This is a genomic window from Lysinibacillus sp. FSL K6-1151 (assembly GCF_038630755.1).
In the GTDB taxonomy this organism is placed as follows: domain Bacteria; phylum Bacillota; class Bacilli; order Bacillales_A; family Planococcaceae; genus Lysinibacillus; species Lysinibacillus fusiformis_D.
The window spans coordinates 1,177,284-1,191,772 of record NZ_CP152040.1 but is presented as its reverse complement, the minus strand read 5'-3'; the positions used below and the strand labels follow the sequence as shown (position 1 = coordinate 1,191,772).

General features: G+C 38.0%; 14 protein-coding genes. All 14 read right to left on the bottom strand.

Translation table 11 applies throughout. The annotated features are described in order from the left end of the window. Window positions 1-3: 3 nt before the first annotated feature. The gene (locus MHI04_RS05575; protein WP_036121245.1) at window positions 4-732 is read right to left on the bottom strand and encodes a lantibiotic immunity ABC transporter MutE/EpiE family permease subunit; all 729 of its coding nucleotides are present in this window, start codon (window positions 730-732) and stop codon (window positions 4-6) included. A 1-nt stretch (window position 733) separates the two neighbouring features. Beyond that, window positions 734-1,441, bottom strand: a complete 708-nt coding sequence (locus MHI04_RS05570) for a lantibiotic protection ABC transporter ATP-binding protein (protein WP_089932163.1) — start codon at window positions 1,439-1,441, stop codon at window positions 734-736. A gap of 214 nt (window positions 1,442-1,655) precedes the next feature. Then, window positions 1,656-2,522 carry a 2-oxoacid:ferredoxin oxidoreductase subunit beta gene (locus MHI04_RS05565; protein WP_058843921.1) on the bottom strand — a complete coding sequence of 289 codons (867 nt, stop codon included), beginning with the start codon at window positions 2,520-2,522 and terminating at the stop codon, window positions 1,656-1,658. Continuing rightward, window positions 2,522-4,261, bottom strand: a complete 1,740-nt coding sequence (locus MHI04_RS05560; RefSeq protein ID WP_271912534.1) for a 2-oxoacid:acceptor oxidoreductase subunit alpha — start codon at window positions 4,259-4,261, stop codon at window positions 2,522-2,524. Before MHI04_RS05560 ends, MHI04_RS05565 begins: the two co-directional genes overlap by 1 nt. 262 nt (window positions 4,262-4,523) lie before the next feature. Next, on the bottom strand, window positions 4,524-4,790 hold the full coding sequence (locus MHI04_RS05555; RefSeq protein WP_004224903.1) for a stage V sporulation protein S: 267 nt from the start codon (window positions 4,788-4,790) through the stop codon (window positions 4,524-4,526). A gap of 178 nt (window positions 4,791-4,968) precedes the next feature. After that, a complete protein-coding gene (locus tag MHI04_RS05550; protein WP_058843922.1) occupies window positions 4,969-5,766 on the bottom strand; it encodes a TIGR00282 family metallophosphoesterase in 798 nt (265 codons plus the stop codon). Between the two features lie 405 nt (window positions 5,767-6,171). Next, complete coding sequence (locus MHI04_RS05545; RefSeq protein WP_330493466.1) at window positions 6,172-7,182, bottom strand: glycosyltransferase family 2 protein; 1,011 nt, start codon at window positions 7,180-7,182, stop codon at window positions 6,172-6,174. Continuing rightward, the gene (locus MHI04_RS05540) at window positions 7,164-8,693 is read right to left on the bottom strand and encodes an oligosaccharide flippase family protein (protein ID WP_340810070.1); all 1,530 of its coding nucleotides are present in this window, start codon (window positions 8,691-8,693) and stop codon (window positions 7,164-7,166) included. Before MHI04_RS05540 ends, MHI04_RS05545 begins: the two co-directional genes overlap by 19 nt. 19 nt (window positions 8,694-8,712) lie before the next feature. Continuing rightward, entirely contained in the window at window positions 8,713-9,912 is a 1,200-nt protein-coding gene (locus MHI04_RS05535) for a glycosyltransferase (protein ID WP_342535388.1), read from the bottom strand. Then, window positions 9,869-10,948: a glycosyltransferase gene (locus MHI04_RS05530; RefSeq protein WP_230593792.1), complete on the bottom strand. Its 1,080-nt coding sequence runs from the start codon at window positions 10,946-10,948 to the stop codon at window positions 9,869-9,871. Before MHI04_RS05530 ends, MHI04_RS05535 begins: the two co-directional genes overlap by 44 nt. 15 nt (window positions 10,949-10,963) lie before the next feature. Further along, window positions 10,964-11,662 carry a CpsD/CapB family tyrosine-protein kinase gene (locus MHI04_RS05525; RefSeq protein WP_342535387.1) on the bottom strand — a complete coding sequence of 233 codons (699 nt, stop codon included), beginning with the start codon at window positions 11,660-11,662 and terminating at the stop codon, window positions 10,964-10,966. After that, a complete protein-coding gene (locus tag MHI04_RS05520; protein ID WP_036121268.1) occupies window positions 11,662-12,378 on the bottom strand; it encodes a Wzz/FepE/Etk N-terminal domain-containing protein in 717 nt (238 codons plus the stop codon). The genes MHI04_RS05525 and MHI04_RS05520 overlap by 1 nt, the downstream gene beginning before the upstream one ends. Window positions 12,379-12,446: 68 nt before the next feature. Beyond that, the gene (locus tag MHI04_RS05515; protein WP_101966486.1) at window positions 12,447-13,604 is read right to left on the bottom strand and encodes an O-antigen ligase family protein; all 1,158 of its coding nucleotides are present in this window, start codon (window positions 13,602-13,604) and stop codon (window positions 12,447-12,449) included. Between the two features lie 20 nt (window positions 13,605-13,624). Further along, window positions 13,625-14,407 (bottom strand): CpsB/CapC family capsule biosynthesis tyrosine phosphatase, encoded by a 783-nt coding sequence (locus MHI04_RS05510; protein WP_249646035.1) that lies wholly within the window; start codon window positions 14,405-14,407, stop codon window positions 13,625-13,627. Window positions 14,408-14,489: the final 82 nt, after the last annotated feature.

Sequence of the window (14,489 nt, the reverse complement as noted above, 5' to 3'; positions counted from 1 at the left end):
CCGCTAGTTCGCCTCCCTTTTTTGGAACCACTTCGCAGTAAGAAAGCTAATCATCATAAACCAAGCTAGTGCTATCAGTAAGCCCGGAAGTATAACGCCTTTATCCAATAAAGGACTGCCTTGTGGTACTGGTAGACCGTTTGGTAATATGCCAAGTGTTGAACATAATAAACGTGCACCAATTGCAAATGGATAGTAATACCATAGTTCCCCATCCGCAAAGGCAACAATCCCTAAGATATTGGCTACTACATTGAGTAAGATGGTTAAATAGGTGCCTAATTTAGCTGCTAGGAAAAGACATAAAGGTATTTGCCACAAAAACGTCAGGAAAATAACAAAAGTACTTAGTAAACTGCTCGCTATTGGTAAACTATGACCGAATAGCCTGCCCCCAGCCGTGATTCCCCCAAAGAAAATAATCGTAATCACAAGAAGCCATATGCTTAATGATACTATTTTTCCTAGCCAAATCTTTTTAAGATCCAGTGGTAAAGCAAGAATACTATGGTATTTTATTTTTTTATCCTTTTCGACCACTAAGGCACAGCAAATCGTCAGTGCACCTGGCAGCAGCATAGTATACCACCAGTTATAAGCACCTGTTTGAAAATACACGCCACCCATCAGCACGGCACTTATCAGTAAGGTCACAAGGGGCGTAAGCCAAAGTAGTTTGGCAATAAATGTTCGTTTCCATTTTAATTTTTCCGCTTTCATTATGGCTATCATGCTAGTAACCTACCTTTCTATTGGTAGCTACAACCTGCATAAACAGTGATTCTAATTCCTGACCTTGTGGTGCCGGTCCCTGATAGCCAAGCTTGCCATCAGCAATAATGCCAATGTCATCCACGACCTGTTCCACCTCAGACAAAATATGACTAGATAAAATAACGGTGATACCTTGCTCTGGAAATGAGCGAATAAGCTGACGAAGCTCCTGTATACCAATCGGATCCAGTCCATTTGTAGGTTCATCTAAAATTAACAGCTTTGGCTTGTTTAACAGCGCAATCGCTATACCTAATCGTTGCTTCATACCTAAGGAAAACTGTCCGGCCCGTTTTTTCCCTGTTTTCGTTAAATCTACAATTTTTAATACTTCTTCAATACGACTTTGCGGTAGACCTAACGCTATCGTGCGAACTTGTAAATTTTCCGTTGCTGTTAAATTGTCATACAAGGGAGGTGTTTCAATTAACACGCCGATGTCCTGTAAATCATTTCGTGTCCATGTATGTCCATTAAAAATGATATTTCCGGCATTTGGTCGTAACATACCTGTCATCATTTTTAATGTTGTGGATTTCCCCGCCCCGTTTGGTCCAAGTAAACCGTAGACTGTATTACGTTGGATTTCTAACGATACATTATCCACAATTTTTTGCCCTTTAAACGACTTATTAAGATTTTCTATCTTCAATATTAAATCTTTCATCATTAGTCATCATCCTTTCAATGACCTTAGTATAAAAAACAATTATAAGGATTTTATAAGGATTCAATATCAAATACTCGCGGTGGCTGTGCTTTTACTCGCGATTCTTCTCTAAATACTCGCGGTAGCTAGGCTTTTACTCGCGATTCCTTACTAGAGCATAAAAAAAAGCATTTGGAATGTCCTCATTCCAAATGCTTTGATTCTATCATTTTTACATAAATTCTTTTACTAAATCATTGAAATCATTTTCACTCATTTTAATATCGATATCTGTTAATGGTAGCTCTGAGTAGCCAGGTACTTTTTCTTGATACGATGTTGTTTCCGTATCATGATAAATAACACCTGTTACTAAGCCCTCATGCTCCATCACTGTACGCATTGCCATACCACGATCATTGTGATCATAGCCTTCTACATCCGCTAGTTTTGTTAAGTTCTCTTTAAACCAATCGTATGTGTTCACTTTGTTATACGTTACACAAGGTGAAAAGACATTGATAAATGAGAAGCCTTTATGGTTGATACCAGCTTCGATTAAAGCTGTTAACTCTTTAATATCAGTAGAGAAGCCTTGTGCCACAAATGTTGCACCACTTGTTAATGCTACCTCTAATGGTTTCAATGATGGTTCAATCGCTCCACCTGGTGTAGATTTTGTAATAAATCCAGCAGCAGAACGTGGCGATGTTTGACCTTTTGTTAAACCATAAATTTGGTTATCCATTACAATATACGTAATATCAATATTACGACGGATAGCATGAATTGTATGCCCCATACCGATAGCAAATCCATCACCATCACCACCAGAAGCGATGACATGTAGATCACGATTGGCCATTTTTAATCCTTGTGCAATCGGTAGTGCACGACCATGAATACCATGGAATCCATAAGAATTAATATAGCCCGAAATACGTCCTGAACAACCAATTCCTGAAATCACAGCAAGTTCATTTGGCTCAATTCCGACATTTGCTGCAGCACGTTGAATAGCTGCTTGTACAGAGAAGTCTCCACAACCTGGGCACCAGTTTGGTTTCACTGTATTACGAAAATCCTTAAATGTTGCCATTAGCGAGTCAACTCCTTCACACGATTTTCTAATTCACCTGGCAAGAATGGCGTACCATTATATTTAGTGATTGTCGCGATTTTATCGTGACCACCAATATTCATCTTCATAATATTAGCCAATTGACCCGTATAGTTATTTTCTACAACGATCACTTTTTTCGCTTGTGCTACAAGAGGTGCCATTTCCGTAGATGGGAATGGGTGAATTAAACGAATATGCGCATGATTCACTTTCATTCCTTGCGCATTAAGTCGTTCTTGCACTTCCTCGATAGCTCCTCTTGTTGAGTTAAAGCCTACTAATAAGATATCCGCTTCCTCATGTGGTGCATTGACAAAGACAGGGTTATCAAATTTCAAACTCTCTAATTTACGGAAGCGTTTATCCATTTGTGTTTGACGATTGCCCGTTGCCTCAGATGGCTTCCCTGTTTCATCATGTTCAACACCTGTAACGTGGTGAATACCATGCAATGTACCTGGTAAAACACGAGGTGAAATCCCATCTTCAGTATCTTCATAGCGTTTGAAGTAGGCTTTATCGACAGCTTCATCAAGGTCATCAATCACAATTTTACCTCGACGAATTTCAATTTTATCGTAATCAAACGGTTCTACCGATTGTTTCCCTAGAGACAATTGTAAATCTGTCATTAAAATAACTGGTAATTGCAATTCCTCTGCAATATTAAATGCTTGGATTGTATCAAAAAATGCTTCCTCCATTGTTGAAGGCGCAATGACTACTTTAGGGATTTCTCCATGTGTTCCGTAAAGCATAGCCATTAAGTCCGATTGTTCTTGCTTTGTTGGTAGTCCAGTTGAAGGGCCTCCACGTTGCGTGTCTACTACTACTAATGGTTGCTCTGTCATACCGGAAAGACCAATTGCCTCCATCATCAATGAAAGACCAGGGCCTGCTGAAGCAGTAAAGGAACGTACACCACCAAAGTTAGCTCCGATTGCCATTGTTGCCGCAGCAATCTCATCCTCCGTTTGGATAACTGTCCCACCGAATTTCGGTAGCTTCTTAATTAAGTATTCCATAATTTCAGAAGCTGGCGTAATTGGGTATGCTGCCATAAAGCGTGTCCCAGCAGCTAATGCACCAAGTGCCACTGCATCGTTACCAATCATAAACATACGACGTTTGCCATCTGCAGGTGCAAGTTCCCATTGGCCTACACGTTCACCCAAAAGCTCATTCATAATTTGACGACCACGTGTAATGGCTTCCATATTTTTTTGAACGACCTCTTCGCCCTTTTTCCCAAAAATATCATCGACAACATTTTGGAACACTGCATCCTCTAGGTTAAGCAATGATGCTGTTGCTCCGATGGCTACCATGTTTTTCATTAACGATGTACCAAGCTCTGCTGCTATTTCTGTAAATGGAACAGCAAATAATGGCGCCTTTGAATCTTCTGGTTTGACCGGGTCAAATTTTGCATCCGCTAAAATAACACCGTTTTCTGTGAGCTCTTTATAATTGACATCGATTGTTTCCTGATCGAATGCCACTAAAATATCTAAATCATCCGCAATTGCACGCACTTCTGTTGGACGAACTGTAATTTTATTATTCGTATGGCCACCTTTAATTCGAGAAGAGAAGTGACGATAACCGTATAGGAAATAGCCTAGACGATTCATTGCCATTGAGAAAATTTCACCTGTACTCTCAATCCCTTCACCCTGTTGCCCACCGACTTTCCATGAAAGCTGATGTAACATGTCAACAACTCCTTAAATCCAATGTGTACTATTATTTTTCCTTCATAAGTTTAACACGAAGAAACCTTCTGCACTATTGTTTCTCAACGATTTAGGCGAAAATCAGACCTTTGACTGAAAATCCTGTTCATAAAGTTGTAATTTTCAAATCCAAGCAAAATCACACCTCTATTTCAAGTGACATGTATCATATGTAAACAGGAAAACGAAAAAATGCCTTGCCACGTTATTATGTGACAAGGCATTTTAGTTCATTACTTTTTTATCGAATACGTTTTTCCACGAGCAGCTTCAAGGCTGTACGTTCTTCACCAGCAATTAAAATATCGGCAAACGCCGGTGCGCAAATTAAATCTGTGCCACTTGGCGCTACAAATCCGCGTGCAATGGCCACTGCTTTTACGGCTTGGTTAAGTGCACCTGCCCCAACTGCTTGCATTTCTGCCTGCCCTTTTTCTCTGATTACCGCGACTAATGCACCTGCAACTGAATTTGGATTAGAGCGTGATGATACTTTTAATGAATCCACAATTATTCCTCCCCGTTTCGCGAATAGTGTTTACGCTCAACAACTCATGTCCCCCTTTTTGGACCTCAAGTTATTGTCCGTAGCACATTTTATGCTCCGCAAAACGGAAATAGACTAGTTTCACAAATAAACCTGTATCCACAGCAAAAGAGTCGTAAACCAACATACTTCGACTTATTTATCCTTGAAACGGATAATCTTCATTTATATAAATTCGTTCACAGGCAGTAGCTTTCCCTGTTCGATCATCCATCTCTACAAAGAAACCACTTAAAACCTCTCGTCCTTTTTTCGGTACTTCAAAACGGGATGGCATATTTGTTTGGAATTTATAAATGACACTATCCTTCGTCATGCCTAAAACCTCATCATATGGACCTGTCATACCTACATCCGTAATATAGGCTGTGCCGTTCGGGTAAATTCTTGCATCGGCCGTTTGTACATGTGTATGTGTCCCCACAACCGCAGAAGCCTTGCCATCTAAATGCCAGCCAAGGGCAATCTTTTCACTAGTCGCTTCCGCATGAAAATCTACGAAAACAAGTGGTGACGTTTGACGGGCTTCCTCAATTAGCTTATCTGCCATTGCGAATGGGTCCTCATGAGGAGGTAAAAATACACGACCATGTAAATTAATGACAGATAAAGTCACACCGTTTTTAGAAATTTGCACCATACCTTTACCAGGTGCCTCACTTGAAAAGTTAGCTGGACGAATTAAATAATCCGCATCATCAATAAAATCGAAAATATCTTTATTGTCCCATGTGTGATTACCCATTGTAATTACATCTACACCTATTTGTAGCAGGCTATTATAAATATTATGAGTAATGCCACGTCCTGCCGCAGCATTTTCACCATTGGCAATGACAACGTCTGGATTATATTTCTTTTTTAAGCGAGGTAAATATTTTTCCACCGCATCTCGACCAATTGAACCTACAATATCGCCAATAAATAAAACCTTCATTTTTTAACCACTCTTTCTTTCCATTACGCCTCTATATCATTATGCTTCAGAGACTTTAACTTCGCACCTGGATACCATCACTAATTGTAACGCTAGGAGGAGGATTACGCAAAATAAAATATCAATTACGCCTCGGCGTCATTGCCGCTGATACTTCGCTTTTTCGCAGATAAACAATGCTTCCAGATTTTTTCGAGCTAACAAGTAGAAGTTAACCTAAGACCGTCACGACCTGTGACAACAATTAACTGACCTGCATCGTGCAGGCTTTCTTCAATATCAATAACCTCCGCCAGTATCCTTGGAGCAACATGATATTGGTCACACCGTTATTGCTCCTTTTGGTGTCTCCCTATTTCAGTTGGCGTCTTCATTGCAAAAAACATCGGCTAAATCAAGATCAATCTAACAACGCGAAATCACTTGATGCTTTTTCACATTTAAATAAATTAGTGTTGAAGATAGTGTAAGCCAATTGTTTTTGATAAGCTTTAAAAAAACAATTTGTTTCATCTTTCGTTTCATTAACTTAACCTTTAATACGTCTGGATAAGCCTTTAAAAAGGATTGAATCTCATACTTCATCTCTTGTGCAGTAGCACTTTGATGAAGAATAATCAATAGCCCCTCCAATTGGTAATTCAGAAAGCTATTTTTCACTTCCGCATAAACCTCGCCATCCTGTAATTCCTTCAAAAGCTTTTTATACAATACATCATAATTGTGTCGTAAATGGACCATGGCTTTTTTTGTTAAGGAGCTTTCATTCGCCACATTATAATAATAAAGCTGTCTTGGAACATAACAGATGGACTGATTTTGTATGACAGCCCTTGTCAGAAACACTGTATCCTCTGCAAAGCTCATCGCTTCATCAAACTGTAGCCTATGGAAATCTAAAAAGGATTTTTTATACAATTTACAGCTGGCAAAACCAAAATGTGTTTCCCCTATTTCAGTAAATAATTTGTGTAAACAATCAATGGCACTGTAAGTACAGTAGCTGTTGGATGGATAATATAACGACCTGCTGCCCTCCGCTGCTTGCCAAAATAAATCACATTTTGCAATAGCAGAGCCTGTCAGCTTACATGCTTGATACAATTCTTCAAGCATCGTTAGCTCTAGCCAATCATCTGCATCAACAAAGGTAACATATTGACCGTTGGCATGGTCTATTCCAACATTTCTTGCTTTACTAACACCACTATTGGCATTCGTAAAAATGGTCATACGTGCATCAATTTGTGCAAACTTTTGTAAGATCGTTAATGATTGATCTTCACTGCCATCATTAATGACAATTATCTCAATATCCTTTAATGTTTGCTGACAAATGCTTGTTAAACATTTCTCCAAATAGGGCTCAGCATTGTAAACAGGTACAATAACGCTCACTAAGATTTTGGACGCCAAAATATTGCGCCTCCTTTACGAAAAAGCTTTAGCCACTTTGATTTTTGTTTTTTCGTCAAAGCAATACAAAATAGACTGATACCTGCCAGTAGCGTGTAGTAAAAAATAGATAGGCTAATAGATAGCCAAGTAACTGAAGGGTTTGTTAGTTCCCATAAAAGTTCACTACAGCAAATAGCAACAACAAAGGCCAGTACTAGCCTGCCAATAGTTCGCCAAAACCTAAAGATATCCAAGCCAATTTTCTTGTGGTAATACATATTCATAATCACTACATTTCCAATAAATAATGAACAAGCTGTAACAATCGCGGTACCGATTTTGCCATAAAAGTAAATAGCCGGTATTGATACAAAAATATTTGCAACGGCAACAATGATTAATAAAATGGTTCTAAATTTAAACAAATTTTTTGCCTTCAACACATTAAGACCTAGATTTTGTATGAGATCAATACTAAACGGCACCATAATAATGAGGACAATCGCATAAATGGCAATAAACTCTTGACCTAGCCATAATACTAGAAACTCTTGACCAAAAAGAAAAAAGCCCCCTAATATATAGCCCACAACTAAAAATTGAATCGCGCCAACTTTTACGAATAGCTGATTTATTTCTACTAAGCCATCTTCTTTTGTCACTAGCATAGAAATACGAGGTAAAAACAATCCGCTAATCGCTAAAGCCAGTGACATAAAGATCAACACAATTTGAATCGCTACTGCATAGATGGCAACATCCTCGGTCCCCTTAAATATGCCTAATAACACTTGATCTGTTTGCCAATAAATTTTATCAACAATCACAGTAATAAAAATAAAAAATGAATAGATGAAAATTTCCTTTATGAGAGTTGTATTTTGGAGACTAAATGTGAATTGGATGGACAGCACCTTCATGCAATAAATGGCATCTAACAGTAAAAAAAGTATGTTGTAAATAGCAATAATATAGATCAATGTCACCGCATCTGTTCCCTGTAAAAGAAAAAACAACATTGTCAGGGGCTGCACAATCACCTGTAATAATGTCGTTAATTTAATAAAAATAAATTTTTCATATGCTTGTAAGATGGAAGTGAAGACACCTAGCGGAAATTGCATTGCTAAACTAATCGTCATTATAAAGCCCATTAACCTGGCCTTTTCTAATTGTTCCCCAGATAAGCTTTGCCCAAAAATAATATCCACATGAGAAAATAAGAAAAATCCTATTAATAAAGTAAGACAGCCGATACCAACAAATAATTTCAGAAAAAATCCATTTAATGCTGCTTCTAATGTTGGATCTGCTGCTGCTCGATTTCTAGCAATATAGCGTACAATAGCATTACCTAACCCCAAATCTAAAATGGAGAGATAACCTACAAGTACAATCATTAAGGAATATAGACCAAATTCTTTCTGACCAAGGAGTGATATCATAATAGGTGTGAAAATGAGTGAAGAGAGCATTGTACAGCCGATTGTTATATAAGAAAGAATGGCTCCAATCTTTATTTCTTTCATGAGCACACCTTTCTATTAGTTAGGATGGACTTTCCTTTAGAATTGCTGGATATAATGATTGATATTGCGCAACAACCTGTTGAATTTGAAAATTTGCTAACACATGTTCACGACCAAGGTTCGCTTTTTGTGCATATTGCCGTGAACTGTAATTTAAAGCCGTATTAATTCCACTTGCTAAAGCCTCTGCATCCTTGGCAGCTACAACCTCACCACTATTCCCGACCAAATAAGCACAATCTCCAACATTCGTTGTGACACAGCATGTGCCGCTTGCCAATGCCTCCACTAGCACATTCGGTAGCCCCTCTCCTACTGAGGATAAAACGAATACATCAGCTGCTGCCATTAATTGTGGAATATCCTCTCTACTGCCTAATAAGAACGTCACTTCCTCTAACTGGGCCGACTCAATCAGTTGTAGTAAATCCCTATTGGCATCATCAATTTCAAAGCCTACTAAAAACAAATAAAAATCTTGCCGTTGCTGCCTTAGCTTTTTTACACTAGCCATCAAATTTTCATAATCCTTTAATGGGTCCCATCTGCCAACATGCAATAAAATGGGTTGATTGATGATATCAAATTGTTCTACAAAATATTGCCTCTTCGTGCTTGGCTGATATTGATCTGTGTTGATGCCATTAACAATGACACGATGCTGCTTACCACTGTAGCCAATCGCTTCATGGATTTCTTTTACTTTTGGTCCACATGAAATAATAGCATCTACACGTTTTGACAATTTTGCACAAAGCTTGGCAATAAAAATTGTCCGGCGTTTATTATCTTGTTTATTGAGATTACTATGGTGAATTCCCCAAATTAATTTCTTTTTTAGCAATATCGCTAGGATATATCCTAGTAAATTAGCATGATACATCCATGTTTGAATAATGTCGCTTTCTTGACATAAACGATAGCAATTCATAAATGCGTTGACACGATTGCTACGCAGATCGCATATCGTTACCTTAATATTTAATTGCTTTTTTATTAACTCACCATACGTTCCCATCTCCGTTAAACAGATGACTTCTACCTCATAACTATCCCGATCCATGTTTTCTAAGAGACGATAAAGCATGGCCTCTGCTCCACCAAGGCCAATGGTCGTGATGATATGCGTAATTTTAATCTTCTTTTGAATAGTCTCATCCTTCGATGTAGTTTCGTTATATGTAGAGCGTGCATAATTTGCTTGCAATCGCTTGTGCATCAAGTCCTTTCATTTTGATATGGTCATGAATCATTTGGTGATCCACTTGACCATTCTGAGTTACAATGGCCTGAAGCCAACTATCAATCTCTCCATGTAGATCTAGATAATGCACTAAACCAATATGTAAATCTACTTCTCTCGGTAAAGAGGAAGAAACAATAGCAGGTGTCCCGCAAACTTGTGCCTCTAAAAGGACAATCCCAAAGCCCTCAAAGTGTGATGGCAGGAGAAATTTATCAAAGAGTTGAAGGAGCGTGAGTATATCTGCACGCTGTCCTAAAAATCGTACACAGTCCTCTACATTTTTTTGTTGGACGAGCTGGTGAATTTCTTGCTCTAAAGGCCCATCCCCTATCAAAAATAGTTGAAAAGGGATACCCCGCTGTTTTAAATAGACGGAGAGTTCAATTAAAAAAGAATGATTTTTCACTGGTACAAAGCGTCCAATATGCCCTAACACTAATTCATCATCTTTTATCCCTAGTTCTTCTCTCCATTTTTTTCTCTCTTCAAATGATATACATTTTACTTTTTGAAGTTCAATTGGGTTTGCTATTACTTCAAAAGGCCTTTTACTAAAGCAAAATTCCCCCGCCTTTTGACTACATGCCACCAATTTCGTTGCATTGTAAACACTTAGTCTTTTCAACAATGCTAACATAATCTTATTGTTCCACTCCTCAGCAACATTCGTATGGCTGTGTAAAACACGGCATTGAACACCCGCTAAACGAGCTGCCAGCAATGTAAAGATCGCTCGATAGCCTGTATGATCGTGAACTGCGTCATATTGTTGCTGCTTTAGGATTCGATAAAGTTTCCTCATATAAGCAAGTGGTCCTTGCTGGGTAATGTATGTTTCGTAAAATATCTTGGAGCCCTGTTGAACTAATGTCTCATGGTATTGCCCTTTATTAAACGATAGAAAATCAAAATGGTACATTGATTTATTCGTATTCGTCCAAATGTCGACAACCATCGATGTAATACCGCCGAAATCTGTTGTTGGAATAATATGCAAAATTTTTTTCAAAGCTATTTTCCATCCTTATTCTTTGCCATAATAATGCTCGTACGTATTGCCCTTGATCTTATAGTTATTCAAGATAACACCTAAAATATTAGCCTTAGAAACTGTTAAGATTGACTTCGATTTGATAACGTCTGCTTGCCCAACCGCCCCTGTATTGACAATTAAAAGGGTGCCATCACATTTATTCGATAAAATTTGTGCGTCCGATAAAAAAAGTAACGGTGGTGCGTCCAAAATAATGATATCGTATATATTTTTCACTTCAGCCAGAAGGGAGGTCATCGTTTCTGAAGCTAATAACTCTGTCGGATTGGGAGGAATTGGCCCACTCGAAATGATATCTACTCCTTCGACGAAAGTTTCTTGAATCACCTCTTGTAGTGCAGATTGCCGTGATAATACTGAGGAAAGCCCTAAAATATTGTCTAGATAGAACGTATGGTGCAAAGTAGGTTTACGCATATCAGCATCTACAATCAGCACGCTTTTACCCTCTTGCGAAAATACCACACCAATATTCGCCGCATTTGTAGATTTTCCCTCGCCAGCAATGGAAGAGGTTACTAAAATCGTCTTCACATCTCGATTAGGCTGTGAAAACTTAATATTTGCGCGAATTGTTCGATATTGCTCTGATGAAATCGACGACATATCGGAAACGGTGATCAGCTTTCGAGCCATTGGTATTTTCTTTGTTTTTCTCTTAAAAAACATTAGGATGGCCCCCTGACCCTCAGTTTTTTTCTCGTCTGTAATTCGATATTACTGACGACCCCAATCACTGGTAATGATAAAATCTCCTCGATATCTTGCTCTGTTTTAATGGTCCTATCAATCGTTTCTAAAAAATACGCTAGCACAATAGCCAAAGCGAAGCCGCAAATAGCAGCTATAATAAGATTCAGCATTTTATTTGGCTTTACTGGTACTGGCTGCTCACTGCTTTGGGCAACAAAAAGAATATTAATATTGTCCACATGCATCAAGACAGGAATTTCCTCTTTAAACACTTCTGCAATTGAATTGGCGATTTTCACTGCATTCTCTTCATCTTTATCCTGTACGCGAATATTCACCACCTGAGAATTATTGGCGCTTGAAACCTCAATTTGCTTCATTAATTCATCTGGTGTCGTATCAAGTGACAGTACATCAATAACCTTCGCTAAAATAACAGGACTTTTAATAATCACATTGTACGTATTAATGAGCCGCAGATCCGTATCAACATTTTGTGCACCTACTAGTTGCTGATTTTCATAGCTTTTTTGATTGACCAATAATTGCGTTTCCGCTTCATATATCGGCGTTTGAATATAATAACTTATCAATATAGCGATGCCCATAGATAGAAGCATGAGCATGAGGATGAAGAACCAGCGTTTTAGCAATACTTTTATGAGACTTTGTATTGTCATTTCTTCATTCACAAATGGATCCCCTCCTAATAGGCAAATCGTGCACAATATTAATAAAGTATATTAAACAAGCCTACTGGTTATTCGGACAAAGTCGCGCTTTTGCCCCTATCCCTCATACTTCCACTTACAACAAATACAAGGAGATGAAGCATATTAAAATAAAGTATTTCAAATGTAGAAACCCCTAATACGGCAACCACGACCAAGGCTGTAAAAACGATAAGCTGTTCATTCATCTGACGATAACCCTTGGCAATGGCAAAAAGAAACAAACAGTAGCTAACCAGTGCCAGCAAGCCTGCCTCCTGTAAAATATTAATCAATGTATTATGTGCATGGGAAACACCTATAGACCACAATGATTCAACACCGTGTCCCCAAAAATGAAAATGCTCAAAAACATATTGCCAAATTTCAAGGCGACCATCTGTTATGTTCGTAGATTTTTTCTCCATTTTTAATAGAATACTTTGTACCGCCTCTTGCATCATGTCCATTTTCATCATCACCATTACTACAACTACACCTAAACATGTAAACAATGTGACCAACTTTATGAAGGGCAGGAAGGTTTTGTTCATGCTTTTAACAATCCAAACCATGACAACAACTGTGGCAAGAGCAACGGTTAATAATGATGTACGCGCATTTGATAGCAAAATAACATACAAACTAATTAAATAGACGACCGTATAAAGTATAAAAGACAGCATGTATTTTACCTTTTGTTGCCCATGTAACATCTGTATTGTCACGTTATACAGTTTCATTAATACTACTATCACTAAACCAATCATAGAAAACCCCATTGTATTTGGATTTTCAAATACACCAGCAAAAGCTTCAAACATATAATGTGCTTGCTGAAAACATAGCATTAAAAATGGGATATAGGCGATTAGCACACTATTTAACACGATTTCTAATACTTGTGCTTTCACAAGATCATTAAAAAAAATAGAAACAGCTATAAACAGGCACATCAATTGTAAACTGTTTTTCAATAAAATCATGTCCTGATTCATACCTGCTGCTATGACACAAAAAAATGTATACAGACTAAAGAAAACACAGGCTTGTACATTGTGAATATGTATTTTTTTATGTAGGAGTACAGATATCACTATGATGAACAAGCCGATTACTAAAGATAATTTATGATAAATACCAGCGACTGGCTGCATGAGACTCATAAAAATAAGTGTGCTAAACATTAATGTGTAGAATATTTTCATGTGATTGTCACGCTCAAATCCTACAAAGACATATGAAAGAAATACCATCGTTTCCTTAAAGCCATATCATCCAATTCGAGTGGCAAAATTGGCTTATTTGCTAAAATGCTTGCATTATTCGTTAAGAGGCGATTGATCGAATCTCCCTCTTTCTTTCTCTCCAGATATTGCAGTGCTGCTTGATAATAAAAGCATCTTGTGCGTAGATCGTGGGCATCAGAGCCTATCATATGAATGTAATTGGCCCTCACTAAAGCAAGTGATAATCGCTGTACTTCCTTACCATACAATCCGGTTAAACTACCCGCCGTCAATTGTGTAAATACCCCTTGTTGAATGAGGGCATTCAGCCTTTTTGGATTTTCTCTAATAGCCATATTTCGTTCAGGATGGGCCAAAATGGGTTTATAACCCGCTATTTTTAATTGTCTTATCATTTCTACCGTATAGGCGGGGATAGTGCTAGAAGGAAGTTCCAATAAAATATAGTTGGACTTTGCTAATGTATGGAGCTGTTGTTGCTGAAGTAGTGTAGGAAGCTCATCATGTAAGCGTATTTCGTGGCCAGTATGGAGTGTAATTGGTATTTGCTCATGCTGTAACAATTGTTGTAAACTCTTGACTCGCTCTTCGACTTTTTTATATGGGACATGATATTGTGGGTGCATGGCATGGGATGTACAAATGATTTCTGTAATTCCTTCTTTAGCAGCTTGCCTTAACATATTCAAGGAATCTCTTTCATTTTGGGGTCCATCATCTACACCGTATAATACATGTGCATGGAGATCAATCAGGATCATCACATCTTTCATCGTTAATCAAAATATAGCCTTGTTCTTTTTTATGATAAGGGCTCCTTAAACATGACTCTACTGAAAGTAA